Genomic DNA, 24886 nt, shown 5'->3' with positions numbered 1-24886 from the left:
TCCGGTTCAGTCTTTCGGCCATTGGTACTCCATCCCGACCGATTCAGGACGCGAATAGTCGAAGCCGAAATGACGGTACAGACCGTCCGCCGGGATATCGGCGATCAGGCTGATGATGGCGGTCTCATCGGCTTCTTGTAAAATCCAATCCATCAAATGTTCCATGATGAGCTTCCCGAGCCCGAGCCCTTGGCAGTCGGGATCGACGACAATGTCGACGAGGTGGAACACCATGCCACCGTCACCGACGACACGTCCCATTCCGACCATCTCATCGTCCCGATACAGACAGACACCGAACAGCGTATGGGCGAGCCCTTTCTCGGTCGCCTCGTCCGACCGTTTCGGCATCCCGGCTTTGACGCGGAGATGTTGATGCTCTTTTGGCGAAGGTGTTTGAATGCGAACTTCGACTTGATTGACCATGAGTTAAATCCCCTTCCACAGTAGATGAAATTATTTTCCCGATATACTGACTGGATAAACCTTGATTTATAAAGGGCAACTTCTACATAATGAGACCGTATGAAACTGAAGGAGGGGTCTTATGTTAGACCGACAATCGATTTTACCGGCGATCCGTGACATGCGTGACTTAGAAGTGTTTTTGGCGAGTGATTATGTTGTCGGTGTGTTGCTTGAAGTCCACATCGCGAGACTCGATGCCGTCTTTCGATTGTTAACCGAACACGGGAAGAACGTGTTCATCCATTTAGATTTGATTCAAGGGTTGAAGGCGGATGAATATGCGACCGAATTCATATGTCAGACGTATCGTCCTTACGGCATCATTTCGACGAAAGGAAGCGTCATCTTAAAAGCGAAACAAAAACAAGTAAGGACGGTGCAACGACTCTTTCTCATCGATTCGAGCTCGCTCGAGAAGAGCTATCGCATGATTGAACGAACCCGACCAGACTATATCGAAGTGCTGCCGGGGCTCGTCCCGAAATATATTCGCGAAGTGAAGGCGCGTACCGGGATCCCGGTGTTAGCTGGGGGCTTAATATCGACTGCCGGTGAAGTCAAGGCGGCACTCGATGCGGGCGCATCTGTCATCACGACGTCGAATCGGACGCTTTGGAACGATCGTCACTTCTCATCGTGAACGTTTTGGGTATTAAAGAAGGAGGAGGGATTTATATGAAACCAGCCATGATTATCACGGGAGTCAGTCAAGGGATTGGATACGCGCTCGCGAAACACTTCGCCGAAACGTATCAAGTCATCGGGCTAGACATCGAGAAAGACCCGCAGCTAGAAGGCGTGACATATTTCAACATGGATTTAGGTGATCACGAGTCAATCGTGCAAACGTTCAACATAGTCGCTGAGCGGTTCGGGGTCGCCCACGTGCTCATCAACAACGGAGGCATCGCCTCGCTCGAAAAACCGATGACGGAGTTGGACGTCGAGACGTTCAAACGGGTCATCGACGTGAATCTCGTCGGGACGTTCGCCTGTGCGAAGGCGTTTTTGACGCTGAATGAAGCGGCGGAATACGGTCGGGTCATCAATATCGCTTCGACACGGGCACTACAGAACGAGCCCGATTGGGAAGCTTACGGTGCGTCGAAAGGCGGGATTGTCGCGCTCACGCACTCGATGGCCGTCTCGCTCGCGGACCGTCCAGTCACGGTGAACGCGATCAGTCCGGGATGGATTCATACATCCGATGAGCCGTTGCGCGATGTCGACCATCGCCAACATCCGTCTGGACGCGTCGGGGAGCCTACGGATATCGTCCGAGCCGTCACATACTTGATCGATCGTGACAACGATTTCGTGAACGGTCATAACTTGATCGTGGACGGGGGCATGACGAAAAAAATGATTTACGAGTCGTGATGACGCAACTAGGACCATTGACTTAACTTTTAAACCATCAACTGAGTGGTTGGACCTACTGCAGGGTAAAGGTAGGAGGGAACGGTTTGAAATTGTAAAGGAGGATCCGTCATGCACCAACAAGTGGAAGAAGCACTCCGGTTTGCGGCTGTCCGTCACGACGGTCAGTTTCGAAAAGGTACAGGCATCCCTTACGTGACACACCCGGTCGCCGTCGCGATGCTCTTGACCGAGGATTGCCAACCGGTACCGGTCGTTGCCGCCGGGCTATTGCATGATTTGCTTGAGGACACGTTGACGACGACGGCGGAAATTCGCGAACGCTTCGGACCAGAAGTCGCTCGGCTCGTCGAGGCGGCCACCGAGCCTGATAAAAACCTGTCGTGGGAAGAACGAAAACGGACGATGGTACAACGCGTCCACACGCTCCGGTATGATGAGGTCGCATTGTTCACGGCGGATAAGCTACATAACCTGCGCTCGATCCGACTCGATATCGATCAAGTCGGAAAAAGCGTGTGGGGCCGCTTCAAGCGCCCGCTGCGCGACCAATCTTGGTATTACCACGAACTGCTCGAAGCGCTCCGTCCGTTCAAGTCGACGACAAGCTTGATCGAGGCTTTTGAAACAGAGTTGAACTTGCTGTTTTATGGAGTGGAAGAAGAGCGGGAAGTCAAACTTCAAAAGCTGATTTCCGTCGTCACAGGTGGCTTCGAAGAAGAGGACTGGGTGCAAGAAGCCCCGACACTTTGTCAAACCGCCTTTGAACTGAACAACGTGATGCGGGAAGGATATCGACAAGATTCGCCGAGCGACTTGTTAGAAGTCACGACGTTGGCCGAGCAGTTGCGGGAGGCGGGATGGCAGAACGACTTCCCGTTACCGGTCCTATCCGGCTTGAATGAACTGTCGTACCGGGCGGCGCTCAAGACAGAAGACGTCATCGCTCTTATGAAGTGAAATGATTGTCAAGTCGAAACAACCGTGCTATAGTCGTGTTGAACATAAGAAGGGGAGTAGCGACCACAGCTGTGGTCGATGGGTCGTCATTACAGTGTATATGCACTCGGTCCATCGAGCTTCTTTCAAGTCCGCAAGACCTTTTTATGGATGCTTATTTGGCGTCCGTAAAAAGGTCTTTTTTGATGTTTACAAGAAAAGGGGAGATTTTAGCAATGGTATTTGTCTATTTTTTACTCGCGGCTGCCATCACGGTGTACGCGGCCATCAAGCTGTCGACGTATGCTGATGTTATGAGTGAGAAATCATCGATGGGAGGTGTATTGGTCGGGACCGTCTTACTCGCGGGAGCGACATCGCTCCCGGAAGTGACGACGAGTATCTCGGCCGTCATGATCAATAACCCGGATATCGCAGTAGGGAACATGCTCGGCTCGAACTTGTTCAACATTTTCATCCTCGCGATGTTCGACCTGTACTTCCGACAGAAACGCCTGTTCAACGAGGCGAGCCGTGATCATCTTTATACGGCGGGGCTCGGCTTGTTGCTCACGGTGCTCACGATGGTCGCCTTGATCGTCCGCGTCGATATGACGTTCATCGGTATCGGGGTCGACGCCCTCTTGATCGCCGCCTTGTACGGGATTGGAATCTACTATATCGGGAAACGCCCGAAAGAGCCGACGGCAACTCGGGAAGTCGAACAAGAAGTCGTCGCCAGCACGACTAGTTCGATCACCGTCAAGCGGGCCGTGTTCGGATTTGCGATTGCCGCCCTCGTCATTATGGCAGCCGGGACGGCGCTCTCAATCACCGGCGACCGCATCGCCGTCGTGACCGGACTCGGTTCGAGCTTTGTAGGCAGCTTCTTGATCGCGGCATCGACGTCGCTCCCGGAAGCGGTGGCCGTGTTCGTTGCCCTCAAACTTCGCAACGTGAATTTGGCGTTCGGATCGATTTTAGGGAGCAACATCTTCAACATGGTCATCATCGCCCTGTCGGACGTATTTTATCAGAACGGATCGATCTTGGCAGACGTCTCGGCGTCACACCTCGTCACGGCCATCGGCATTACCATCTTGTCAGTATTGGTCATGTATAGTGTGCTCCGTAAAGACGTGACGTCAAAAGTTCGCTACATCGTCCCGTCTGTTCTCGTCGTCCTCGTCTATTTCGCATCATCTTACTTGATCTTTACCGGGTGACCACACGATAGCGCTTGCTATCGTGTTTTTTTTCATTCAGGCATTACGGTTCTTTTCCTTGGGTATAGTAGGGAGGAAGGAGGAGTGACGATGCAGATGCATTCCGTTGAGCGGTTGAGTGAATATGTGTTGTTGATTCCCGCTTATAACCCCGATCAGGCATTGATCGAGTTGGTCCAATCGTTAAAACAAGAAGGGTTTGTTCATATCGTCGTCGTCAATGATGGGAGTGCCGAGGCGTGTCGGCCGGTGTTTGAGGCCGTCGAACCATACGTGTCCCGACTGCTCGAGCACGAGAAGAACGCTGGGAAAGGCGCCGCCTTGAAGACCGGCTTACGTTATATCGTGGACCGCTACCCGGAGGCGTTAGGGACGATCACGGTCGATGCCGATGGACAACATCTGCCGGAAGATGTCCATCACGTGTACGACGAAGGCGTCGTTTGGCCGCACCATCTCATCATGGGATGCCGTGACTTTTCGGGGGAGGCAATCCCGTTCCGTAGCCGGTTCGGCAACGAAGTGACGCGCCTCGTCATGACGATCGGGAGCGGCTTACGGTTGAAAGACACGCAAACCGGACTCCGGGCCATCCCGACCCGTTACGCGAGACAGCTGCTTGACGTTCCGGGTAATCGTTATGAGTTTGAGATGAATATGCTGACGTTCACGAAGCGTCTCCACGTACCGATCCATCAGACACCGATTCAAACCGTCTATGTTGACGAGAACGCATCGTCGCATTTCCGTCCTGTCATCGACTCGATTTTAATTTATCGCATGTTTTTGGCCTATTCTTTATCATCGGTTGCTTCGTTTCTGATGGATATCGGTGTGTATGCGCTACTGATCTTTTTGTTAAATCCTTGGTTCGAAACGACCCATGTCATCATCGCCACCGTCGTCGGTCGCGTCGTCTCTTCCTTATTCAACTATTACGTCAACCGAAAAATCGTCTTCAAATCGACAGCGAGGCGATCGATGGTCAAATACTTCGGTTTGGTCGGTGCGCAAATGGCGCTGTCGGCCGCACTCGTGTACGCGCTGTTTTTCATTTTCCGGGATGGGGAAGTCATCTTGAAAGTGATCGTCGACAGCTTCTTGTTTGTCGCCAGTTATTACGTTCAAAAACGCTGGATCTTTAAACGATAAAGGCCCGACAGCTGTCGGGCCTTTATCAGTAGGCGAGCTTTCCGATTTTCACGGACGTATAGCGATGAAGCTCGCGCGGGTCCGCGATGCCGGTCTTGATCATCATGTCCCGGACAAGCAATGCGCAGACGCGTGCGTCTTCGGCGGCGTTATGATGCAAGAACGGCTCGTTCAAATACTCGGCCATCGTGTTCAGTTTATGGTTCGGGAGCTGAGGATATAACTTACGTGACAGTTTGACCGTACAGCCGTACTCGATGTTCGGGAATGTGTACAAGTCATATTTGGCGATCGCTTTTTTCAGTGCACCCATATCGAACGAGGCGTTATGGGCCATGACGAGGTCGACCGTCTGGAGTGTCGGATAAAGAAGTTCGAGCACTTCAGGCAATGTCGGGGCATCCCACACATCGCTCGGCCGGATCCCGTGGACGCGGATATTCCCTTGATCGAAGTCTTCTTCCGGGTTGACGAGCAATTGGTTCGTCTCGACGACCTCTCCGGCGTGTAGCAGACTCCAACCGACCGAACAGATGCTTCGGCTATCGCGGTTGGCGGTCTCGACATCGATGGCTAAAATAGAATGTGACATAATCGTTCCTTTCTTCGTGCGTAATGAATCCACAAAAAAAGTCTAACATAACGTTAGACTGAAAAGCGATTATGCGGCAGCGAGATTCCGGCACGCCTCGGCGCAACGGAGACATGCATCGGCACATTGTTGGCAATGGTCCATGAGGTGGCGTCCACATTCGACGGCGCACGTGTCACACACTTGCGCACAGAGCGCACCGATCGGTTTCGCGAACGCCGAATCGGTCTCGAGGGCGTTCAAGGCGAGGGTGCAGACGTCCGCGCATTCACGTGTCAACCGGATGCACTCTTTCACCATCAGCACGTCTTCTTCCTGTAAGCTCTTCGAGAAGCAATGGTTGCTCGCCCGCATACAGTCGATAATCGCTGAAATCGTCTCTTCAATTGAATCCCGTTCCATCTAAAGTCCCCCTTAGCAGAATAATGTATCTTCAAATCATTACCCGATACCGAATCGCTTAAACCGCGTCGAGACAACAAAAAAAGCCACTTCACAAAAGTGAAGTGGCCAAGTAATGGAGCATAGCGGGCTCGAACCGCTGACCTCCACGCTGCCAGCGTGGCGCTCTCCCAGCTGAGCTAATGCCCCGTTCGAAAATTATTATATCATCCTAGTAAAACGTTTGGCAATGCCCTTTTTCAAAAAAGATTCAAAAGTTTAAACCGTTGTCGCAATGGGAAAATCAACGGTGATGTTATATTACGAAAGCAGGTGTTTCATATGGGCATGATTTTATTGGCATTGCTTCCAGCACTCATGTGGGGGAGTATCCCGCTCATCGTATCGAAAGTCGGCGGGAAGCCGATTCAGCAGTTGATCGGGACGACGATGGGTGCGATGGTCATGGCGCTCGTCATCTTCCTCGTCTTCAATCCGGAATTCACGACCGTCGCCGTCGTCACCGGTTTCATCTCCGGAATCTTTTGGGCACTCGGACAGTATCTTCAGTTTCAATCGTTTCAAATTTTAAGTGTCTCGAAAGCGATGCCGATCAGTACCGGCATGCAGCTCGTCGGAACGTCACTCTTCGGGGTCATCGTGCTCGGGGATTGGCAGACGTCGACCGAGCTCTGGCTCGGATTTTCAGCGCTCGTCTTGATCATCATCGGGGCGACGATGACGTCGTATCAACAGAAGAAGGACTCGGACAGCGCTGGGGCGTTGAAGAAAGGACTGCTCGTCCTCCTCGTCTCGAGTATCGGGTACGTGACGTACGCCGTATTGACGAACTACTTTGAAGTCGACGGCATCACGGCGATCGTCCCGCAATCGGTCGGGATGTTCATCGCGGCACTACTTTTCAGCCTTCGTGAGAAAGACGTGAAACGGTTCGATCCGAAGACGTTCAAGAACATCTTGGCCGGGATTGCCTGGGGCATCGGGAACTTCGGGCTCTTCGTCTCAAGCGGAGAGGTCGGGGTCGCCACGTCATTCGCCTTATCGCAACTGAACGTCGTCGTCGCGACGCTCGGCGGGATTTATCTATTGAAAGAAGAGAAGACGTCGAAAGAGCGTGTCTTCGTCTTCATGGGCATCGGGCTCATCGTCGTCGCCGGCTTTATGCTCGGGATTGCGAAGAGTTAAATGAATTTGATTGAGACGGACCAAGTTGCTTGATGCGACTTGGTTTTTTAATTGGGTTGGAATATGGATTGTAATCTAGCATGATACAAAATGTTCGTTCTGAGGACAGCTTATCCGAAAGGGGACAAACCATCATGGAACTATCCACCATCATCGAGGTCATCCGTATCAAGCAAGAGGTTCGCGAGGAAATGGTCGCCCTCGAGCACGCCGTTATCCAATCACCCGACAATGCCCGGCAAATCGGGGCATCGTTCATCGGAGATGACGACCGCGAGGTGTTCCTCGTCATCATGCTAAACACGAAGAACCGGGTCATCGTCGTCCACTGACGAGAAGTCTTCACATGCGCCATCTTGAACAACGCCTCGTGCCTCATCGTCTGTGATCAGCATCCGAGCGGGGACCCGACACCGAGCCTGGAGGACATCCTCGTTTCGGAACGGTTACATGAAGTGTGGGACCTCATCGGCCGACCATCTCATCCTCGGTGCGGACGAGTCGTACGTCAGCATGAAACAGCGAGGTTACATGGGTTGAATGGAATGGGGCCGGGGGACCGGTCCCGGTCCGTCCGGTAAGGGCAAGGACGAAAAACGTACGTTTTTCTTTGACGGGATGGGCGACTCGCGTTGCTCCCACTTGGACCCATGGGCCAAATCTATGAAAACGGGGTGGTTCGTGCGTTACTATGTAAAGGTTTTTCTCAGTCTTCTAATGAGAATTAGCTTAAATTATTAATGATATTTGATTCAGGGGTATTTAATCGTGTGTGTCTATTTTTAAAACAGGTGTGTGACATGGTTCGGGATCTTGACGTAAGTTAACGAGAAGTCTTTGTATAGCGATGTAAAGTGACCTTGACATGTAAAGTGACCTTGACATATACTGTGAAGTGAAGGGGGGACGAATTTGAATAATAAACTAAAGTCTTTGCGAGAAGCCAACAATCTCTCCCAAGGCGATCTCGCAAAACTATTAAATGTATCTAGACAAACTATTATCTCGATTGAAAAAGAACGATACAATCCGTCTCTTGATTTGGCGTTTTCAATTGCCGCTATTTTTAAATGTAAAATTGAAGATATTTTCATTCCGGATTCAGAATGAGTAAAGGGGTAATAATTATGAAAAAAATGAACCTTTTAATAGGTCTAGCATTGATTGTTACAAGTGGTTATTTGTACGTGAGTGACGGTCCAGAAATATTGAGCCTCTTGCTTTTGGTGGGTGGTGTGGCCTCTATAGCTTTAGATTTAATTTTTTCACCGGCTGAGCCGTTTGATGAGAGACAAAAAGAAATAAAATCAAAGAGTGGACATATATCGTATTTATTCAGTATCTTTTATATGTTTTTGCTACTGGTCCTTATCCAATACGGCATCATTGCGAATCCACTTATAGCGATATTTATTTTATTGGCGGGTCATGTTCTAACCTTTCCGATTGTATCACTCGTTTATACTCGCAGAATGTAGGTAGATAATTAACTAAAGGACCTACACATGAAGGTGTAGGTCCTTTAGTTTCAATATCCTTATATTGATTATTGAGCGATGACTCCTGTGAACACTGGACCCGGACCGACCCCGACTCTTCCAGTGAATCGGATATAAACACCTTTCCCTTTATTAATATTAGTTATTTCTCTTCCTGCGACAGTACCGCCGACAGCAAGAGCACCTGCAACACCTTTGACAAGTAGACTAGGCGCAGTAGGGACCATCCCGGAAACAACGACTGCAAGTGCAGCGCCACTTGCACCGCTATACATACTGTTTGCCAGACGTTTTGTATTAGTGTTGTTTAAGTATAGTTTGTATCCCCACCAGTATGAAGAAAAGCCATTAATCCCTGTGCTTGCAGATGCGGTAGCAAACGATTGGTAATTTTTTTGAATAGAAGTGGTTGGAAGAGTTGTATAAGCGATACTTAAATCATTTTGTATAACGATTGTTCCTTTCGCAACTTCTTCATTTAGATAACCCATCCAAGCAGTGACACCATCGATAACATCTGAAGGAATGTTCAGAATTTCGTATCCTTCTTTGAGACTGATGGTCCCATCAAGATTTTTTTGTACATAATTTTCAAGCGAATTTATGTACTGATCAAAGTTTTCTTCGTATGCAACTTCGGCTTCTTGAGAAACATTCAAGTTTACTTGCTCGACATTCTGGCTGATACCATCTGATTCGTTAGCCGATACGCCTCCTAATCCACTAAATACTAAGACCGATGAAAGCGCTAAAACGCTCCCCTTATAAGCTACCCGATTCTTCATAATTTTTCCCCTTTCAATTTCTATACCTGTGTTACAAACAAATAATAACATAAAATATTATTTAATAACATTAATTTACATAAAATGATATTATTTAACTATCGTAGTGCATATTGCCTATTTTGTATTAGTTGAAGAGAAATTAATTAATTTAATAAAAGCAACAGTCCCTATATTTTCACGTGTAAATACTAAGAGTTTCGTTTACCTATGAATATAGGAATAAATATGAATACTTTTCTTTGCTTTTGGCTCAAAAAAAGACTTTTCGCTCATTGGCTAAGCACGAAAAACATACGTTTTCTTTGACGAGACGAGCGACTCGCGTTGTTCTCGCCTGGATCCATAGAGCGGGATCCGGGAAAAGGTCCATTTTCGTATGACGAAAACGAGATGGTTCGTGTGTGAAGATTGGACGTTGTTTTGGACTGTCTCGTAAGAAGGTTGCTTGATGAAATGTCAGGAGTGAAAACACGGTTTATTTATTGAAAATGACCATGTTTTCTAAACAAGCCCTAGGGCTTACGTGAAATTAGGCGAGATGTTGCATTCTTTGATGCAATGGATCATGAGGCTATCAACAGGAGAGGATGATTCAGATGGACAGCTACCAATTAGATCAACAGACGATGGACGAGATGACGGAGGTATTGCTTCGACGCCTTCCTGACCGGCTTCAAGAAGATTTTGACGACTTAAAACTTGTGAGCATGGATCTTCTTTGTGATGTGAAGGAAAGGGAACGCTTGACCCACTTCACCGTCTTTTTCAATACAAATATGCTTCGACGGAATCGTCGTACATAAGAATATACAGACGCTTGTATACATTTATACATGTAGATTTGTATACGTGTATAAATGTATATGTGTATACAATTTTTAAAAGTCTTCATTTCTGTAGGTTCATGAACAAGGACTGAACTGGCTCTGGACGGGGAATCGTTCTATAAAGAACCGGAAGGGGTGAGACGTGATGGAGGAAGGGCGACTTGATCACTATCCGTTCGAAGGGTTGGATCCGTTCGTCCGGTTCGATGAAGGACGGAACTCGCCTTACTTCCGCGTGGTGATCTATCTGGATGCAGAAGCGCGTCCGATCAAGAAAGTGTATCTATACGGGACATGGGTGGTGGCGGATGGGGACGTCAGTTTCGTCGTCTCAGAGCTATCCAAGGGTGTATTCGAATATGAAGTGATGCATGTCCATTGGCTCGTGAAGTATCGGTTCGAGGATTGGGGCGTGTCTGAGGACGGGGCATGGGAGAAGGAATGGTGATTCGGGCTCATGCGTGAGCGTCTAACGCCTTAGGGCGAAGTCGCTCAACGCACCGGTGCCCCCCTGACGGCCCGATAACAAGAGTTGCTGGCTCACCGCCGCATCTCTATGTTCCTGTACCTTTCTGACGGGAGGCACGGAGCGTAAGGACAACGTCAAAAGCAAGAGCGTGGGCGCGTCTCACGCCACGCGATAAAAAAGTATTAAAAAAAGAATAAGGCTTATTGCATAAAATTTTACAAATTAAGGGTTAGAAAAGTACTATTTTTTGGATTTATAATTTTTAATTGGACAATAAATGGTATTATGAGAGAAAGGAGGAGTACTAATGTTTAAACGATTTTCACTTGCTTTTTTAACAATGATTTTAGCTATTGCTACATTATTTATCGCTGCTAAAAACTCGGTAGGTGATAATGTTATTTCATTTGATCAGCCAGAAGTAATGAAAATTTCGATTGGCATTGTTGTGTTACTGTTTCTTCCACCTCTTATTCTATCTTTTTTTAATAATAATGTTGTAAAAGTGATAAATGCAGCATACCAAGCTTTCATTGTACTTACATTCCTTGGATTGATTCCTGTAGGGTTTATGATTCCAAATGGAATGATGACTATTATCATATCTATCTTAGGTACAATTGTAAGTATAGCTAGTGTATTTGTTGTCATATTTAACACGCCGAAAACAAGTAATTCTATTTCCTACGATGGTCCTTGAAGTCATCGGTCTGTTCGTATTCGCACTGTTCGCTGTGCTCTCTCGATTTCAACGATATGCTATAGGATTTGGACTTGGCACCGTCCTTGTAACAGCCCTCTCGTAACGGGCACTGCTTGCACAGCTCGATGTTGAAGAAGTGGCTCTCCACCTGGTTCGTCCCGACGTTCTTCCGCCCGCCACGGACTTTGCGGACGGCCATGTGCCCGGCTGGGCAGACATAACGATCGGCATCCTTGTTGTAGGTGAAGCCCACGATACGGTTCGGTGCCGGCATATAGACTTTGGAGTTCAACGGCGCGACGAGCTTGCATCCTTGCGAGGCGGCATAGATCAGGTTGTCGCGGCTCGAATAGGCCCCGTCACCTACGATGTGGTCGAACTCGGCTCCCGCGTGGTGATCTATCTGGATGCAGAAGAACGTCCGATCAAGATTGTGTATCTATACGGGACATGGGAGAAGGAATGGTGATCCGGGCTCATGCGTGAGCGTCTAACGCCTTAGGGCGAAGTCGCTCATCGCACCGCTGCCCCCCTGACGGGATGCACGGAGCGTAAGGAAAATTCAAAAGCAAAAGCGTGGGCGCGTCTAGTGACACGCGAGGAACACCATTCGGCCGAATGGTGTTTTTGATTGGAATCCAGTCAATTTTTTCTTATTTATGATGATACGTCGGTTCTTTTAAATCAAATCAACGATAGCTTGATCATCTTTATTACTGTTTTGGACAGATAAATAAAAAAAGTCATTATGTAAGCATTTTCTCGCCGTGAATATTTGGTCTGCTTTTAATTCTTCAGGTAACTCGCTCCATCCCATTCGTTCCATCTCGATAACTCTTCCTTGCGTCTCTGTGACATATGTAAGGATATCTATTCATATAGTCATGAGCTTATAAGCTAGTAGATTTCAACTAGGAAGAGGGCAGTTGCTTCTATTTTAATTAGGGGATCATCCTCTTATTCATTGTATTTTGATTTTTTTATAATCTCATACTCAATAAGACATTATGTTTATGTATACATCTTCTGGCTCTCGATTCGTATAGAGGTATAAAGAATTTTCTGTACACTTGTACTATCTATTTTGCGTTAACGCTACCGCTTCTTCAAAATAAAAAAGACTAAGCACCACAATAAACTATACCCTGAGCAATAGACTTTTTTAGTGTCTACTACTCAGGCTACAGTTTAATTAAAAATGTGTACTTTTTCTAAACAAGCCCTGGCTTGTTTGAAACAACACTAGGGCTTACATGAAAATAGACAAGGTATTGCTTGTTTGAATACGGGGTATCGTTAGGTTACCAACAGAAGAGGGTGATTCAATAGGACAGTTTCCAACTAGACCAACAGACGATGGACAAGATGACGGGGCTGTTGCTTCGACGACTTCCTGAACATTACGAGGATCGATAAGAAGAATTTAAACTTGTGAGCATGGACATTCTTTGTGATGTGAGAGAAGGAGAACATTTGACCGACCTTACCGTCTTCTTTAGTACAAATATGCTTCGCCATAATCGACATACATAAAAACAAAAAGACGTTCGTATATTTTCATACAATCTTTCTGGTAAATGTTTTTCTTCAAGCAAAAAACACCTTCGATGCTAGCACATTTTAAAAATTGTACCACGCCGAAAGTGTTTTTATATTATCTCAAGACAATTAGGGTACCCCCGTCCAATTTATGTGCGAAGGGTATTTTTCTTACTTTGGTTTCAATTTTTTTAATAAGTTACCCCTAGAATGAAGGGTCTCAATGCAGTATATGATTCTGGGATGTTAATCCATTTCTCTAAATATGGATCATAGTAACGGCCACTCTTGATTCCTTTTCTTGAATTCCATTCTCCTTCAAATAAGTAGTCTTTCTCACTTCTTAAATATATCTCTAAGCGTTCATCTGAATTTTCATGCTCGTCCAGTCCCTGTGTGTCTGGTCCCAAATGTTCCTCGAGCTCTTCAGAGGAAAGATTAGAGTAATAGGACCATTTTTCTGGACCGGCCAAATATCTAAGACCTTCATAGAGGGAATCGAACTTTAGGAATTCTCGTCTTGTTTCAAATTCTTTGGAGTCTCGCCATTCGTATACGGTGAGCCAGCGTTGAGCGAAATCGAACAACCTGAATGTCCCTTCGCTTAAATCAGGTTCGGACTTGTCATGAGTCACAACTTGTTCTGTACCGTCTGAGTATTTGATATAGTTTATGAGTTCACCTGACATCTCTTTGTTCTCTAAAAAATCCAATAGTTCCATCTCTTTATCATTGAGTAATTCTATCAAAGAGATTTCCTGTTCAGAATTCATCTCTTGATACATGATGACCAGGTTTTTAATGCTACAGATTTTCAGCATCAGTACCTCCCATACTGTAGTTTTTGGATAGAACTGTGTTACTTGCAGATTTTTACTTGATCCATCTGCTTATTTACGAATACCCACGCGATAAAACTTACCATCGACATATGTATCATATTGAAAGAATTTCTCACCTTTATATTTCGCGAAGTCAATCGATTACTATAGCTATCGGCGTACCAAAACAGCGACTAAATAACCTGGGCACGATAGAATTGTGGACCCAGGTATTCAAAGTCGCCTGACAGATTATTTATTGTCTTATTTTTTTGGTTTAGTTCAGAAAAGTGAGTTTTTTGATTTTTTTCAATTAAACGATATTTTATGTGATACTAGGCTATGAATTTGACTTTGAGACGCATTACTCACTCACATAAGACCGTTATGGTAACAGCATCGTTTAATACTGAAGGTCTATATATAATTGTCTGAAAATCTCCATTGAAGGCTCAACTTTAATCCACTTTTCAAAAACATGGTCAAAATAACGCCCTTCTTGTCGAATGAGCTCCCTAGAATTAATCAAGTCTGTATCAAGATACATCTTCATCTGCTCTTCATTCGTAGCAATCTCATCTCTAGGTTCAAATGGAGAACCATATATTTTTATGATTTTTTCTTCCGATAATGTTTTAAATTCTACATAATCCTCGGGGCTGAGTTGTTCAGCAAAGGCCTCGTAAAGAGAGGCATATCTCTTAAAAGGCTCACCGTCATAAATTTCTTTTTTGTATAACCATTCATAAATCATTCTCCATGTGTACAAAAAGTTTTCAATAACATAGCCCCAAGTCATATGAATTTCATTTCTTGCTAAAGTGACGCGTTGACTTGCTCCGTTAGAATATCGTGCATCATAGTGTAATTGGCCATTAATAGTAGTATCTTCAATAAAGCTATCTAGAGATATATTGAGTTGTTTTGTCATTTCCGCAAGAGGTATTTCCTCAGTGGTTCCCTCAGCTTCAAATGTGATGTTTAAATAGGTGACTATTACTGGATTCATAGATCCTCCTAAAAAATATTAATTGAAATGCCAAAACTGTTCCATAGGAGAGAATTGATAAACTGTAAGACTTGCAGATTTATCTTTATAAAAATTTTATTCTTACTTGATCTGACCTTCCATTGATTTGAATTTTGTACATTTTACTTTTTTTTATTGAAGTTCACATGTTGTCATTATAGTACCTAATCCCGAAATAGTTGAAAAGACGCGACCCCATCAAATCGGCCGCGTCTTTTCAAATTCAAGTATACACGTTAAATCTTTTCTGCCCACGCGACATCAATGAATGCATCACGCCCGGAAATAGCTCGGTCTTCCTTATAATGTTTCGGATTCTTTTTATGGAAATCCTGATGATATTCCTCTGCCGGATAGAACGTGTCAGCTGGCAAAATCTTCGTGACGATCGGGTCCTTGAATCGTCCGCTCGCCGCGAGTTCGTCACGGCTCTTATCGGCGGCGATGCGTTGTGCTTCCGTGTGATAGAAGATGGCCGGCGCATATTGCGTACCACGGTCCTGGAACTGCCCATCGGCGTCGGTCGGGTCCGTTTGGATCCAGTAGAGTTCTAATAAGCGTTCATAAGTGAACAGTGACGGGTCGAACGTGATCTCAACGACCTCGTAGTGACCGGTCGTGCCGGTCTTCACTTGCTCATACGTCGGGTCGTCGACGTGTCCGCCCGTATAGCCGGAGACGATTCCTTCAATCCCAGGTAGTTCCTCGAACGGGGTGACCATGCACCAAAAACAGCCGCCCGCGAATGTTGCTTTTTCCATCTAAAAAATCCCCCTCTGTACTCATTGTCCAAATAAAAACGCCCATGTCATCGACATGAGCGTTCTGTCATATCGTCCAAGGCAGCGCCTTGCTGGAAGTAGCACCTTGCGTAGGCAGGTTGCTGTGAAGTCATAGAGCCAGGTCTCTCGTTCACTCAAGATATCGATATGTAGTTGGTGACAGCATCATACCATCCCGCCTGAATCGACGTCAACGGTTTGGATGTCGCTTGAGCTTATAGAGCGTGGCGCCGACGATGAAACAAAGGAGCAGGAGCGACAAAAACGGCGCGTACGGGACATCGTTCCCGTATAACTGCAGAAAGAACAGCGCGAAAACCGACAGTAAGACGAAAAGATAGGAACGAGACATGGGAACCTCCGTGATCGTTTCCTCTAGTGTATCAAGTCGCTCGTCCTTTGGCGACAAAAAGAGGGAATCGGACACGAGTGGCGAATACCGGACTATCGACCGAAGGAGGGACTTACATGACAGACCAAATTGATTTGTTAGAGTTGGATATCGAGACCGCCCATCGCGGTTATAAAGAAGGAACGTTCACGGCCCGTGACGTGACGGCGTATTATTTGAGCCGAATCGCAGAGTGGAACGATACGCTGCACGCTGTCCTTCAAGTGAACCCGGATGCGTTGTTCGAGGCGGAGGCTTGTGATCGCGCCTACCGGAAAGGGGTACGCCTGCCGCTCCTCGGCATCCCGGTGCTCATCAAAGACAACGTCGAGACGGACGGGCTAATGAAAACGACGGCGGGAGCGATGGCTCTTTCGGATCATTTCGCGCGTCGAGACGCCGATCTCGTGCGGCGCTTGCGTGAAAACGGCGCCGTCATCCTCGGCAAAGCGAACTTATCGGAGTGGGCCAACTTCTTGACCGAGAACATGCCGAACGGATGGAGCGCTGTCGGCGGACAGACGAAAAATCCATACGGTGACAATCTAGACGTCGGGGGATCGAGTTCAGGATCAGCTTCCGCCGTCGCCGCCAACTTGACACTTCTCGCCGTCGGCAGCGAGACGAGCGGATCGATCGTGCATCCGAGCGTCCACAATAGTATCGTCGGAATCAAACCGACCGTCGGACTGATCAGTCGGAGTGGCATCATCCCGATCTCTCGGTCACAAGACACGGCCGGGCCGATGGCGAGAACGTTGCGTGACGCGGTACTTGCGCTCGAAGCGATGTGCGGGTCCGACCCGTCCGACCCGGCGACGATGCATACACCTGCCGGTCCGCCGTACAGCACGTGTCTGGACGAACGGCAGGCGGTCGGGATGCGAGTCGGTTACGTAAAAGTCGATTTATCGGCAGAAGAACAGACGCTCTACGATCAAGCGCTTCTTTTGCTAAAAGAGAGCGGCATCGTACTGGTCGAAGTGGAGTCACCGAACGACGAGTCTCTCGACCAGGGCGATATTTTGTACCATGAGTTCAAACTCGGGATCGAAGCATATCTCGCCACGACGTCGCTCCCGTATAAAACACTGACCGATCTGATCGAATGGAACGCCGCCCATCCGGAGGCGATCCCGCACGGACAAGTGGCGTTTGAGAAAGCAGATCGGCTCTCGGGCCGCCTCACCGAAGCCGCTTATTTGAAACGCCGTTTGGATGACGTCCGGTCCGCGAAAACCGCCGGACTCGACCGTCTGCTCAAGAATGATACGTTGCACGGCCTCGTGTTGCCGCATGACTTTAACTACGACATGGCGGCCAAAGCGGGACATCCGACGATCACGATCCCATTTGCCATCAAACAGAGCGGTGCCCCGTTCGGGCTCTCGTTCACCGGAACGAGTTTTTCCGAGCGTGACTTGATTCGTCTCGCTTATGCGTTTGAACGGCATGTGACCCGCCCACTCCCGAAGAACGTGTAAGAACGGAACGTTGCACCCGTCGACGCGGTCCGCTACAATGGGAATTATGCGGATTGAAGAAAGGACAGATAGCAATGAAACCATCTATATACGAGCTGACGTTTGATCAGCTCACGGACGTCTGTGTCGATTTTGGATACAGCGCCTACCACGCGAGACAGATTTGGGACTCGCTCTATATCGACCGGGTCAAGTCGATGGATGCCATCAACGTGCGAGATGAAGTGAAGGCAGCGCTCGCGGAACGTTACGTCATCTCGACACAAGAGTTGTTCGTCAAACAAGAGGCGGGCGACGGGACGGTCAAATTCTTACTTAAATTACACGATGGACATTATATCGAGACGGTGCTCATGCGTCACAAGTACGGCCGATCGGTCTGTGTGACGACGCAAGTCGGTTGCAACATCGGCTGCAGCTTCTGTGCGAGCGGTCTCTTGAAGAAGACGCGCGATTTGACGGCGGGAGAGGTCGTTGAACAGATCATGACCGTTCAACATTACTTGGACGAAGTCGGCGAAGGGGCCCGGGTCAGTCATATCGTCGTCATGGGAATCGGGGAGCCGTTCGATAACTTCGACAACTTGGTCGATTTCCTTCGTGTCGTCAAAGACGAGCGTGGTCTGGCCATCGCCCCACGGAAAATCAACGTGTCGACGAGCGGTCTCGCCGACAAAATCTATAAGTTCGCCGACCTTGACCTCCGCATCAACTTGGCGCTCTCGCTTCACGCGCCGAACGATGCGCTCCGGACACAGATCATGAAGATTAACCGGGCGTTCCCGCTCGACAAGCTCATGCCGGCGATCCGTTATTACGTCGAGAAGACGAACAAACGAATCACGTTCGAGTACATCTTGCTCTCGAAAGTGAACGACTTGCCGGAACACGCCGAGGAGCTCGCCGACTTGATTGCGGATATCAAAGACAAGTCGTACGTCAACTTGATCCCATACAACCCGGTCAACGAACATATCCAATATGAACGAAGCACGTCAGAAGATATTATGGCGTTTTATGATATTTTGAAAAAACGCGGAATCAACACAGGTGTCCGTCTCGAACACGGGACCGACATCGATGCGGCCTGCGGTCAGCTCCGTAGCAAGCATATGAACGTTGAAGGTGCAAAATAAAGTTGAGCTCTCTCTCCTGAATCGGTGAGAGAGTTTTTTTGTCCTCACTTGTCGGCAAATCGACCGAAACAATTTACAGATTCATGCATAGACCGGTCCGGCGAAGGGAATAGTCTCTTGACATCATAGTAGAGAGTGGAGGCTATTCAATGGAGAACGTGAACGCGACATGTTGGATTCGAGTCAGAAATACGCTTGGGGAGGGACCTTGTTGGGACGCCGAACTGAAGCGGTTTTATTGGGTCGATATCGAGGGGCACACGCTCTGGTGGTATGACGAAAAAGAAGACGAGATCTCGTCGTTCGATATGGGACAACAAATCGGTTTCGCCGTTCCGAAAGTGACCGATGGCGTCATCGTCGGATTAAAGGACGGCATCTACGAATGGGACGAGACGTCGAGAGAACTCGACAAGCTCGTCGAACTCGACGACCCGGAAGGCGTGTTGCGATTCAACGACGGAAAGGCCGACCCGTATGGACGGATTTTTGCGGGAACGCTCCATTTGAACGATAAAGACGAACAGGCGACACTTTACCGCTTGAACCGGGATGGTACGACCGAGGAAATGTTGACGAATTTGACTTTGTCGAACGGATTGACGTGGTCTCCGGACCATCAAACGTTTTATCATATCGATACGCCGACCGAGACGGTTCGACGTTACCCATTCGATTTGAAGACGGGAACGCTCGGCGAAGGCGAGGCCGTGATTGATTTCAAGGAAGAGGACGGTTTCCCGGACGGTATGACCTCGGATGAGGATGGGTACTTATGGATCGCCCACTTCGCCGGCGGAAAAGTGTCGCGCTGGAATCCGGACACGGGCGAAAAAGTGCTCGAAGTGTCTGTCCCGGCGCCGAACGTCACATCGTGTTGTTTTATCGGCGACGACTTGAACCAACTCGCCATCACGACGGCGCGAGAAGGCATGGACGAGGAGGCGCTCGAAACGTACCCGGACGCAGGGTCGGTGTTTAAAATCGATACAGAAGTGAAAGGGATGCCACTTTATCGTTTCGGACGTTAAGGAGGGAGAACGATGGTGAAACGAATGCTCGTTCGAGCGGGAATCGGTCTGGCGCTCGCGGCGGTGGCCCGAGTCGGAATCAAAAAGTTTCTCGACGACCGCGAGACGATAGATCATTCTTATCTCGAACCGAAGTGGGACGAGACGCCGAGCGTGGACGCGGACAAAGATGAGGACGAGGTCGGCTTGACACAGCTCGATTCGATTTATCGGGCCGAGTGGCAAGCGAACGCTTACCCGCGTTCCGAGGCGGAACGGAAAGCGCTCGAAGAATAGCCACGTTTGGAAACACGCTCAAATCGAGCGTGTTTTTTTGTTGACAACACGGTCAATCCCGTTCATTATCTAAAAAGTAATGATTACTATTTAGGGGATGTTAATGATGAAACGAATTCCAGTCACTGTGTTGTCAGGCTATCTTGGGAGCGGCAAGACGACGTTAATGAACCATATATTAAACAACCGCACCGGCAAGAAATATGCCGTCATCGTCAACGATATGAGTGAATTAAATATCGATGAGCGCTTAATCGAGCAAGGCGGCTTCTCGCGGACAGATGAAAAGTTGGTCGAGCTGTCGAACGGCTGTATTTGTTGCACGCTCCGTGAAGACCTCCTCGAGGCGGTACAAGAGCTTACGAACGATCGTGAGCTCGACGGGATCATCATCGAGTCATCCGGAATCTCTGAACCGATTCCCGTGGCCCAGACGTTCACGTATGCCGATGACGCGCTCGGCATCGACTTGACGAGCCGTGTCTATATCGATGCGATGGTGACCGTCGTTGACGCCTACCGTTTCTTGAAAGACTTCAACTCCGGTGAGTCGCTTCACGAGCGGAAACAAGCGATTGATGAGACGGATGTCCGTGAAGTCGTCGACCTGCTCGTCGACCAAGTCGAGTTCGCCGACATCATCGTCTTGAACAAGGCCGATCGGGTGTCTGACACCGAACTGAACGAGATGGCCGGGCTGTTGAAGACGCTCAACCCGTCAGCAAAACTGTTGACGTCGGTCCATTCGAACGTCGACTTGTCGGAACTGCTAGACGTCAAGCTGTTCGATTTCGAACAGGCGATGCACGCGGCCGGCTGGATTCAAGAGCTTGAGGCGGAAGAACACACGCCGGAGACCGAGGAGTACGGCATCAGCTCGTTCGTCTATCGCCGTCGTCGCCCGTTCCACCCGGAGCGACTCCATGCGTGGATCGAACAGTTCCCAGAGGAAGTCGTCCGAGCGAAAGGATTCCTTTGGATCGCCTCGCGCAACGACATCGCCTGCCTGTTCTCGCAGGCCGGATACGCCTCGACGCTCGAGCACGCCGGACGCTGGCTCGCCACGCTGCCAGAAGAGGAACGTCGTCTCATGTTCGCGGCAGAACCGGAGCTTGCTGAGGACTATATCGAGCCGTACGGCGACCGCCAGACCGAGCTCGTCTTGATCGGGCAGCGGATAGACCGTGCGACCGTCGAATCAGCGCTCGACGCCTGCCTGTTGACCGACGATGAGATGTCGCTCGATTGGACGATGTTGAACGACACGCTCCCGGGTAGCGGCGTCGTCACTTTCTCATAAACCGTTTACAAACGCAAACGAGTCGACTATACTGTTCCTTGCATGAACAACCGCATATATTGGACTACACTAGGGGTGCTTCGGCTGAGATGTGAGCATGGCTCCAATCCCTTATGACTCGATCCGGGTAATACCGGCGTGAGGAAGTGTGGCACTTTTTCTAATGGACTTCAATTGGACGAGTGGCCGCATTCTCATGGATGCGGCTTTTTTGTGCATATAGAAAAAGGGGGAATGCAACATGAACGAGCAATGTGGAACGAGCCCGATCGTCGGGTTCCGCTTTACACTGAGCCCGATGACGTCGGATTTCGTGAGCGTCATCAAAGGGGCATTGAAGGAGACGGATTTACAGAACGTCTGGCGCCACACCGATGACGTCTCGACGGTCATCCGGGGACGGAGTGAGCACGTGTTCGATGTGGCCAAATCAATCCTGTCGCATGCGACGAAGACAGGGACGCACGTCTCGATGAGCGGGACGTTCTCGGTCGGTTGCCCGGGTGACACGATGGGGGACAACCTGCTCGAGGTGACGAGCGAGCCTGTGAACGGACCGGTCGGCGCCCAATACGTCTCCTCCCAGTTCGCGCTCTATCCGCTCGGTGACGAGCAATATATGGACATCATCTATGAAGAGATCGATTTCGCGAAATCACGTGGTGTGTTCAACGATTCGATGCATTACGCCTCGGGCATCCACGGCGACATCGAGCCGGTGTTCTCGTTTTATGAGGCGACGTTCGACCGGGTCCGTGCGAAGACGAGCCACGTCGTCATGACGGTGACGTTCAGCGTGAACAGTCCGTCGCATGAGGAACGCAATGATGCTTAAATCGTGGAAGTTGAAAGAGGTCGTCTTGTTGTCGCTGTTATCGGTCGTGTTCGCCGTCGTCTATTTGGCGTTCGTCCATGTCGGGAACCTTTGGGCCGGCTTGATCGGACCGATCGCCTACGAATGGATCTTCGGAATTTGGTTCATCGTCTCGATTATCGCGGCTTACATCATTCGAAAGCCCGGCGCCGCGTTTTTGTCGGAAGTGCTCGCGGCGACGATCGAGATGATGATCGGGAACGCCATCGGTCCGCGGATCATTCTCGTCGGGATCGTTCAAGGACTCGGGGCCGAGGCGGCGTTCGCCTTGACCGGTTATAAACGGTACGACCTTTGGGTGCTCATGCTCGCCGGGTTCGGTGCGGCCGTGACGAGCTTCGCCTATACGTACGTCATGGGCGGTCTCGCGGCGCTCAGTCCGACATACGTCGCCACGATGTTCGCCCTCCGCGCGACGAGCGGCATGCTCATCGCTGGACTCGGAGGGAAGATATTGAGTGACTTGTTGCTTCGGACGGGTGCGCTCGAAGGGTACGCCGTCGCGCGGCAAGGACGCGTGCATGGTTGAGGCGGAACAGCTGACGTTTCGTTATCCAGGTAAGCCGACCGACGTCTTGTCGGACGTCACGCTCACGCTCCGGGATGGGAGGACGCTCATCACCGGGGCGAGCGGGTCGGGGAAATCGACACTGTTTGCTATGTTCAACCGTCTCTATCCGGATAACTGTGACGGGATCGTGACGGGACGATTGCACTTGTTCAATCGATCGTATGATACGTACGCGGCCGGTGAAGTGAATCGGCGCGTCGGGACGGTGTTTCAAGATCCGGACAGTCAGTTCGTCATGCAGACGGTGGAGGAGGAACTGATTTTCACGCTCGAAAACTTCGGGGTCGCGCGGGGCGAGATGTCGGAGCGTGTCACGGCGATCTTGCATGCGCTCGGCTTGTCCGAGTATCGCAACCGCACCATCCATGACTTGTCAGGGGGCGAGAAGCAACAGATCGCCGTCGCCTGTGCTTTGGTCGGCCGACCGGAATGGCTATTGCTCGACGAGCCGCTCGCCCACCTCGACCCGGAGACGGCGCATCGTTTCGTCCGTTGGTTCGACGGCGTCGCCCGCACCGTCAACGTTGTCGTCATTGAACACCGACCGTACGTATGGGGCGATTTCTTCGACCGGCAAGTCGAGCTTGTGGAGGGACGAATCGTCAAGGATGGGCCGTTCGAGATGCGCCCGGACTATACGTTCGCATCGATTGGGAGCCACAAAGGGGAATATAATTTATTTCACATACCGAATTTCAAACGAAATGAATTTGAACTCGCAGCGAGCGACTTGACCGTCGCCGAGGGAGAAGTCGTCGCTATCCTCGGTCGAAACGGGAGCGGCAAGTCGACATGGCTCAGAAGTCTGGCTCGCAATCATCGTGACGTCGGGTTCGTCCCGCAATCCCCGGCACACTTGTTCGTGACAAGTGACCTGACAAGTGAACTCAAATACGGGCACGATCGTCCGATCGAAGACATGTTGACGCGGCTCGGGCTCGGACCGTTGCGGGATGCGCATCCGCTCTCACTCAGTCACGGTCAAAAACGGCGACTCGCCATCGGGGTGATGATGCTCTCGGAGAAACGATTGATCGCATTTGATGAACCGACGGCAGGACAAGACGAGGCTTCGCTTCGAGCGCTCCATGATTTGATGGCCGAACGTGCGGATGCGGGACAGGCGGTGTTGTTCGTGACACACGACCTCAGTTTTGCTCGGGTCGCGAACACGTACTATTTGATGCATGAGGGGGAGTTGAGCGGCCCTTATGATGCTTCGCTATGGGACGACCCGGAATTATTGCGGAGGCATGGGCTGTTGACGGAGGGATGGTCATGACATTTCATGAGATGAACCCGACCGTCAAGTTTATGACCGTGACATGTCTCATGTTCGGTCTCGCTTTTATGTACAATCCGTGGACACCACTCGCTGTATTTCTCGGCACGATTCTCCTGCAAACGCTTTTCGCCGACGTGAGCTGGAAGCGATGGGGGCTGTTCATGATCCCATTCTTATTGACCGCCGTCGGGACGCTATGGACGACACTCGTCTTCGGCAGAGAGGCGAGCGGAGAAGTCGTGTTCACGCTGTTCGGCAATGACGTCACCGAGGAGAACGTGATGCTCGCTCTGACACTCGCCTTGCGCGTGTTGGCGTTCACGGTTTTGTCGCTCCTTTTCACGCTGACGACGGACCCGAAGCGATTCGTCTACAGCTTGATGCAGCAAGGAAAGTTGTCGCCAAAGATCGCCTACAGCGTTTTCGTCGGATTTCGCTTTTTCCCGATTTTAAAGAGCGAGCTCATGCAACTTTACGAAACACATGCGTTGAGAGGTGTGCGCTTGGAGACGAGGCGGGATCACATCCGTCACGCGCCAAAACTGCTCATCCCGCTGCTCGCCGGGGCGATCCGTCAAGCCGAACGAATCGCGTTCTCGATGGAGGCTCGCGGGTTTACGGGGGAAGGACGTTCTTCGTACGAGGTGATCCCGGTCACAAAGAACGACTTTTTATTGGCGGCTCTTCTCGTCGCGCTGTTCGGAATAAGTGTATGGATAGGTGTACGCTAAAAAAA

At 49.7% G+C, this 24886-nt stretch carries 32 protein-coding genes, 1 tRNA gene, 1 pseudogene and 2 riboswitches; of the genes and pseudogenes, 22 read left to right on the top strand and 12 right to left on the bottom strand.

The annotated features are described in order from the left end of the window. Nucleotides 1–6: 6 nt before the first annotated feature. Nucleotides 7–426, bottom strand: a complete 420-nt coding sequence (locus L971_RS10750; protein ID WP_047375784.1) for a GNAT family N-acetyltransferase — start codon at nt 424–426, stop codon at nt 7–9. Nucleotides 427–547: 121 nt separating this feature from the next. Between L971_RS10750 and L971_RS10745 the strand changes: the two genes are divergently transcribed. The 5 genes from L971_RS10745 (at nt 548) to L971_RS10725 (ending at nt 5165) form a co-directional block, all read left to right on the top strand. Continuing rightward, complete coding sequence (locus L971_RS10745) at nt 548–1108, top strand: glycerol-3-phosphate responsive antiterminator (RefSeq protein ID WP_047375782.1); 561 nt, start codon at nt 548–550, stop codon at nt 1106–1108. Nucleotides 1109–1143: 35 nt separating this feature from the next. Next, nucleotides 1144–1848, top strand: coding sequence for an SDR family NAD(P)-dependent oxidoreductase (locus tag L971_RS10740; protein WP_047375780.1), 705 nt, complete (start codon nt 1144–1146; stop codon nt 1846–1848). Between the two features lie 111 nt (nt 1849–1959). Continuing rightward, nucleotides 1960–2808 carry an HD domain-containing protein gene (locus tag L971_RS10735; protein WP_047375779.1) on the top strand — a complete coding sequence of 283 codons (849 nt, stop codon included), beginning with the start codon at nt 1960–1962 and terminating at the stop codon, nt 2806–2808. Nucleotides 2809–3023: 215 nt separating this feature from the next. Then, complete coding sequence (locus L971_RS10730) at nt 3024–4013, top strand: sodium:calcium antiporter (RefSeq protein ID WP_047375777.1); 990 nt, start codon at nt 3024–3026, stop codon at nt 4011–4013. A 90-nt stretch (nt 4014–4103) separates the two neighbouring features. Continuing rightward, nucleotides 4104–5165 carry a bifunctional glycosyltransferase family 2/GtrA family protein gene (locus L971_RS10725; RefSeq protein ID WP_052200372.1) on the top strand — a complete coding sequence of 354 codons (1062 nt, stop codon included), beginning with the start codon at nt 4104–4106 and terminating at the stop codon, nt 5163–5165. Nucleotides 5166–5190: 25 nt separating this feature from the next. Here L971_RS10725 and L971_RS10720 read toward each other — a convergent pair whose 3' ends face one another. The 3 genes from L971_RS10720 to L971_RS10710 all read right to left on the bottom strand — a co-directional run bounded on the left by L971_RS10720 (nt 5191) and on the right by L971_RS10710 (nt 6348). After that, nucleotides 5191–5757 (bottom strand): 3'-5' exonuclease, encoded by a 567-nt coding sequence (locus L971_RS10720; protein WP_024372306.1) that lies wholly within the window; start codon nt 5755–5757, stop codon nt 5191–5193. A 69-nt stretch (nt 5758–5826) separates the two neighbouring features. Further along, nucleotides 5827–6159 (bottom strand): four-helix bundle copper-binding protein, encoded by a 333-nt coding sequence (locus L971_RS10715; protein ID WP_024372305.1) that lies wholly within the window; start codon nt 6157–6159, stop codon nt 5827–5829. Nucleotides 6160–6275: 116 nt separating this feature from the next. After that, nucleotides 6276–6348, bottom strand: a tRNA-Ala gene (locus L971_RS10710). Nucleotides 6349–6480: 132 nt separating this feature from the next. Here L971_RS10710 and L971_RS10705 point away from each other — a divergent pair. The 3 genes and pseudogenes from L971_RS10705 to L971_RS15230 form a co-directional block, all read left to right on the top strand. Further along, nucleotides 6481–7344 carry a GRP family sugar transporter gene (locus L971_RS10705; RefSeq protein ID WP_047375774.1) on the top strand — a complete coding sequence of 288 codons (864 nt, stop codon included), beginning with the start codon at nt 6481–6483 and terminating at the stop codon, nt 7342–7344. Between the two features lie 134 nt (nt 7345–7478). Continuing rightward, complete coding sequence (locus L971_RS15235) at nt 7479–7676, top strand: hypothetical protein (protein ID WP_052200371.1); 198 nt, start codon at nt 7479–7481, stop codon at nt 7674–7676. A 24-nt stretch (nt 7677–7700) separates the two neighbouring features. Further along, nucleotides 7701–7757 (top strand): annotated as a pseudogene (locus L971_RS15230) (hypothetical protein); the annotation flags it as partial. Between the two features lie 52 nt (nt 7758–7809). Here L971_RS15230 and L971_RS15225 read toward each other — a convergent pair. After that, nucleotides 7810–7986 carry a protein Ycf68 gene (locus L971_RS15225; RefSeq protein WP_231557600.1) on the bottom strand — a complete coding sequence of 59 codons (177 nt, stop codon included), beginning with the start codon at nt 7984–7986 and terminating at the stop codon, nt 7810–7812. A gap of 270 nt (nt 7987–8256) precedes the next feature. Between L971_RS15225 and L971_RS10695 the strand changes: the two genes are divergently transcribed. Beyond that, nucleotides 8257–8454, top strand: coding sequence for a helix-turn-helix transcriptional regulator (locus L971_RS10695; RefSeq protein ID WP_024372302.1), 198 nt, complete (start codon nt 8257–8259; stop codon nt 8452–8454). A 17-nt stretch (nt 8455–8471) separates the two neighbouring features. Next, on the top strand, nt 8472–8822 hold the full coding sequence (locus L971_RS10690) for a hypothetical protein (RefSeq protein ID WP_052200369.1): 351 nt from the start codon (nt 8472–8474) through the stop codon (nt 8820–8822). 68 nt (nt 8823–8890) lie between these two features. Here L971_RS10690 and L971_RS10685 read toward each other — a convergent pair whose 3' ends face one another. After that, nucleotides 8891–9628 carry a hypothetical protein gene (locus tag L971_RS10685; protein ID WP_047375771.1) on the bottom strand — a complete coding sequence of 246 codons (738 nt, stop codon included), beginning with the start codon at nt 9626–9628 and terminating at the stop codon, nt 8891–8893. Between the two features lie 599 nt (nt 9629–10227). Between L971_RS10685 and L971_RS10680 the strand changes: the two genes are divergently transcribed. From L971_RS10680 to L971_RS10670, 3 genes are all read left to right on the top strand, one after another. Further along, nucleotides 10228–10434 carry a hypothetical protein gene (locus L971_RS10680; RefSeq protein WP_047375769.1) on the top strand — a complete coding sequence of 69 codons (207 nt, stop codon included), beginning with the start codon at nt 10228–10230 and terminating at the stop codon, nt 10432–10434. Nucleotides 10435–10603: 169 nt separating this feature from the next. Then, nucleotides 10604–10906 carry a hypothetical protein gene (locus tag L971_RS10675; RefSeq protein WP_047375768.1) on the top strand — a complete coding sequence of 101 codons (303 nt, stop codon included), beginning with the start codon at nt 10604–10606 and terminating at the stop codon, nt 10904–10906. A gap of 328 nt (nt 10907–11234) precedes the next feature. Further along, nucleotides 11235–11627, top strand: coding sequence for a hypothetical protein (locus L971_RS10670; RefSeq protein WP_024371974.1), 393 nt, complete (start codon nt 11235–11237; stop codon nt 11625–11627). On the opposite strand, the gene L971_RS15300 is transcribed toward L971_RS10670, so the two are convergent. From L971_RS15300 to L971_RS15185, 6 genes are all read right to left on the bottom strand, one after another. Continuing rightward, a complete protein-coding gene (locus tag L971_RS15300) occupies nt 11605–11829 on the bottom strand; it encodes a transposase (RefSeq protein WP_197053175.1) in 225 nt (74 codons plus the stop codon). The genes L971_RS10670 and L971_RS15300 overlap by 23 nt on opposite strands. Before the next feature lie 480 nt (nt 11830–12309). Then, nucleotides 12310–12456, bottom strand: a complete 147-nt coding sequence (locus tag L971_RS15070) for a hypothetical protein (protein WP_156111522.1) — start codon at nt 12454–12456, stop codon at nt 12310–12312. Nucleotides 12457–13360: 904 nt separating this feature from the next. Next, nucleotides 13361–13990, bottom strand: coding sequence for a hypothetical protein (locus tag L971_RS10660; protein ID WP_047375766.1), 630 nt, complete (start codon nt 13988–13990; stop codon nt 13361–13363). Between the two features lie 403 nt (nt 13991–14393). Beyond that, on the bottom strand, nt 14394–14999 hold the full coding sequence (locus tag L971_RS10655) for a hypothetical protein (RefSeq protein ID WP_047375764.1): 606 nt from the start codon (nt 14997–14999) through the stop codon (nt 14394–14396). 257 nt (nt 15000–15256) lie between these two features. Continuing rightward, nucleotides 15257–15781 carry a peptide-methionine (S)-S-oxide reductase MsrA gene (gene msrA, locus L971_RS10650; protein WP_047375761.1) on the bottom strand — a complete coding sequence of 175 codons (525 nt, stop codon included), beginning with the start codon at nt 15779–15781 and terminating at the stop codon, nt 15257–15259. Between the two features lie 67 nt (nt 15782–15848). Continuing rightward, a riboswitch (SAM riboswitch) is annotated at nt 15849–15948 on the bottom strand. Between the two features lie 44 nt (nt 15949–15992). Further along, the gene (locus L971_RS15185) at nt 15993–16154 is read right to left on the bottom strand and encodes a hypothetical protein (protein ID WP_024371969.1); all 162 of its coding nucleotides are present in this window, start codon (nt 16152–16154) and stop codon (nt 15993–15995) included. Nucleotides 16155–16270: 116 nt separating this feature from the next. On the opposite strand from L971_RS15185, the gene L971_RS10640 reads away from it, so the two are divergent. The 9 genes from L971_RS10640 (at nt 16271) to L971_RS10600 (ending at nt 24881) form a co-directional block, all read left to right on the top strand. Then, on the top strand, nt 16271–17677 hold the full coding sequence (locus L971_RS10640; protein WP_052200367.1) for an amidase family protein: 1407 nt from the start codon (nt 16271–16273) through the stop codon (nt 17675–17677). Between the two features lie 74 nt (nt 17678–17751). Continuing rightward, on the top strand, nt 17752–18813 hold the full coding sequence (gene rlmN, locus L971_RS10635) for a 23S rRNA (adenine(2503)-C(2))-methyltransferase RlmN (protein ID WP_047375759.1): 1062 nt from the start codon (nt 17752–17754) through the stop codon (nt 18811–18813). Nucleotides 18814–18962: 149 nt separating this feature from the next. Beyond that, nucleotides 18963–19844: an SMP-30/gluconolactonase/LRE family protein gene (locus tag L971_RS10630; RefSeq protein WP_029334924.1), complete on the top strand. Its 882-nt coding sequence runs from the start codon at nt 18963–18965 to the stop codon at nt 19842–19844. A gap of 12 nt (nt 19845–19856) precedes the next feature. Continuing rightward, entirely contained in the window at nt 19857–20120 is a 264-nt protein-coding gene (locus L971_RS10625; protein ID WP_047375757.1) for a hypothetical protein, read from the top strand. A gap of 106 nt (nt 20121–20226) precedes the next feature. After that, nucleotides 20227–21420, top strand: a complete 1194-nt coding sequence (locus L971_RS10620; protein WP_156111521.1) for a GTP-binding protein — start codon at nt 20227–20229, stop codon at nt 21418–21420. Between the two features lie 61 nt (nt 21421–21481). Further along, nucleotides 21482–21582: riboswitch (TPP riboswitch) on the top strand. Between the two features lie 79 nt (nt 21583–21661). Continuing rightward, the gene (locus L971_RS10615) at nt 21662–22255 is read left to right on the top strand and encodes a YkoF family thiamine/hydroxymethylpyrimidine-binding protein (protein WP_024371963.1); all 594 of its coding nucleotides are present in this window, start codon (nt 21662–21664) and stop codon (nt 22253–22255) included. Then, nucleotides 22248–22823 carry an ECF transporter S component gene (locus tag L971_RS10610; protein WP_024371962.1) on the top strand — a complete coding sequence of 192 codons (576 nt, stop codon included), beginning with the start codon at nt 22248–22250 and terminating at the stop codon, nt 22821–22823. Before L971_RS10615 ends, L971_RS10610 begins: the two co-directional genes overlap by 8 nt. Then, nucleotides 22816–24147 (top strand): ABC transporter ATP-binding protein, encoded by a 1332-nt coding sequence (locus tag L971_RS10605; RefSeq protein WP_047375753.1) that lies wholly within the window; start codon nt 22816–22818, stop codon nt 24145–24147. The genes L971_RS10610 and L971_RS10605 overlap by 8 nt, the downstream gene beginning before the upstream one ends. Next, nucleotides 24144–24881 carry an energy-coupling factor transporter transmembrane protein EcfT gene (locus L971_RS10600; RefSeq protein ID WP_051638893.1) on the top strand — a complete coding sequence of 246 codons (738 nt, stop codon included), beginning with the start codon at nt 24144–24146 and terminating at the stop codon, nt 24879–24881. Before L971_RS10605 ends, L971_RS10600 begins: the two co-directional genes overlap by 4 nt. The last annotated feature ends 5 nt before the right edge of the window (nt 24882–24886 follow it).

The organism is Exiguobacterium sp. ZOR0005, assembly GCF_000798975.1.
In the GTDB taxonomy this organism is placed as follows: Bacteria; Bacillota; Bacilli; order Exiguobacteriales; family Exiguobacteriaceae; genus Exiguobacterium; species Exiguobacterium aurantiacum.
This window is presented reverse-complemented; position numbering and strand designations above follow the sequence as displayed.

Excerpts from the sequence above, each read along its gene's own strand:
- L971_RS10750 (WP_047375784.1), bottom strand. The coding sequence starts at position 426 with ATGGTCAATCAAGTCGAAGTTCGCATTCAAACACCTTCGCCAAAAGAG.
- L971_RS10745 (WP_047375782.1), top strand. The coding sequence starts at position 548 with ATGTTAGACCGACAATCGATTTTACCGGCGATCCGTGACATGCGTGAC.
- L971_RS10740 (WP_047375780.1), top strand. The coding sequence starts at position 1,144 with ATGAAACCAGCCATGATTATCACGGGAGTCAGTCAAGGGATTGGATAC.
- L971_RS10735 (WP_047375779.1), top strand. The coding sequence starts at position 1,960 with ATGCACCAACAAGTGGAAGAAGCACTCCGGTTTGCGGCTGTCCGTCAC.
- L971_RS10730 (WP_047375777.1), top strand. The coding sequence starts at position 3,024 with ATGGTATTTGTCTATTTTTTACTCGCGGCTGCCATCACGGTGTACGCG.
- L971_RS10725 (WP_052200372.1), top strand. The coding sequence starts at position 4,104 with ATGCAGATGCATTCCGTTGAGCGGTTGAGTGAATATGTGTTGTTGATT.
- L971_RS10720 (WP_024372306.1), bottom strand. The coding sequence starts at position 5,757 with ATGTCACATTCTATTTTAGCCATCGATGTCGAGACCGCCAACCGCGAT.
- L971_RS10715 (WP_024372305.1), bottom strand. The coding sequence starts at position 6,159 with ATGGAACGGGATTCAATTGAAGAGACGATTTCAGCGATTATCGACTGT.
- L971_RS10705 (WP_047375774.1), top strand. The coding sequence starts at position 6,481 with ATGGGCATGATTTTATTGGCATTGCTTCCAGCACTCATGTGGGGGAGT.
- L971_RS15235 (WP_052200371.1), top strand. The coding sequence starts at position 7,479 with ATGGAACTATCCACCATCATCGAGGTCATCCGTATCAAGCAAGAGGTT.
- L971_RS10690 (WP_052200369.1), top strand. The coding sequence starts at position 8,472 with ATGAAAAAAATGAACCTTTTAATAGGTCTAGCATTGATTGTTACAAGT.
- L971_RS10685 (WP_047375771.1), bottom strand. The coding sequence starts at position 9,628 with ATGAAGAATCGGGTAGCTTATAAGGGGAGCGTTTTAGCGCTTTCATCG.
- L971_RS10680 (WP_047375769.1), top strand. The coding sequence starts at position 10,228 with ATGGACAGCTACCAATTAGATCAACAGACGATGGACGAGATGACGGAG.
- L971_RS10675 (WP_047375768.1), top strand. The coding sequence starts at position 10,604 with ATGGAGGAAGGGCGACTTGATCACTATCCGTTCGAAGGGTTGGATCCG.
- L971_RS10670 (WP_024371974.1), top strand. The coding sequence starts at position 11,235 with ATGTTTAAACGATTTTCACTTGCTTTTTTAACAATGATTTTAGCTATT.
- L971_RS15300 (WP_197053175.1), bottom strand. The coding sequence starts at position 11,829 with ATGGCCGTCCGCAAAGTCCGTGGCGGGCGGAAGAACGTCGGGACGAAC.
- L971_RS15070 (WP_156111522.1), bottom strand. The coding sequence starts at position 12,456 with ATGGAACGAATGGGATGGAGCGAGTTACCTGAAGAATTAAAAGCAGAC.
- L971_RS10660 (WP_047375766.1), bottom strand. The coding sequence starts at position 13,990 with ATGCTGAAAATCTGTAGCATTAAAAACCTGGTCATCATGTATCAAGAG.
- L971_RS10655 (WP_047375764.1), bottom strand. The coding sequence starts at position 14,999 with ATGAATCCAGTAATAGTCACCTATTTAAACATCACATTTGAAGCTGAG.
- msrA (WP_047375761.1), bottom strand. The coding sequence starts at position 15,781 with ATGGAAAAAGCAACATTCGCGGGCGGCTGTTTTTGGTGCATGGTCACC.
- L971_RS15185 (WP_024371969.1), bottom strand. The coding sequence starts at position 16,154 with ATGTCTCGTTCCTATCTTTTCGTCTTACTGTCGGTTTTCGCGCTGTTC.
- L971_RS10640 (WP_052200367.1), top strand. The coding sequence starts at position 16,271 with ATGACAGACCAAATTGATTTGTTAGAGTTGGATATCGAGACCGCCCAT.
- rlmN (WP_047375759.1), top strand. The coding sequence starts at position 17,752 with ATGAAACCATCTATATACGAGCTGACGTTTGATCAGCTCACGGACGTC.
- L971_RS10630 (WP_029334924.1), top strand. The coding sequence starts at position 18,963 with ATGGAGAACGTGAACGCGACATGTTGGATTCGAGTCAGAAATACGCTT.
- L971_RS10625 (WP_047375757.1), top strand. The coding sequence starts at position 19,857 with ATGGTGAAACGAATGCTCGTTCGAGCGGGAATCGGTCTGGCGCTCGCG.
- L971_RS10620 (WP_156111521.1), top strand. The coding sequence starts at position 20,227 with ATGAAACGAATTCCAGTCACTGTGTTGTCAGGCTATCTTGGGAGCGGC.
- L971_RS10615 (WP_024371963.1), top strand. The coding sequence starts at position 21,662 with ATGAACGAGCAATGTGGAACGAGCCCGATCGTCGGGTTCCGCTTTACA.
- L971_RS10610 (WP_024371962.1), top strand. The coding sequence starts at position 22,248 with ATGCTTAAATCGTGGAAGTTGAAAGAGGTCGTCTTGTTGTCGCTGTTA.
- L971_RS10605 (WP_047375753.1), top strand. The coding sequence starts at position 22,816 with ATGGTTGAGGCGGAACAGCTGACGTTTCGTTATCCAGGTAAGCCGACC.
- L971_RS10600 (WP_051638893.1), top strand. The coding sequence starts at position 24,144 with ATGACATTTCATGAGATGAACCCGACCGTCAAGTTTATGACCGTGACA.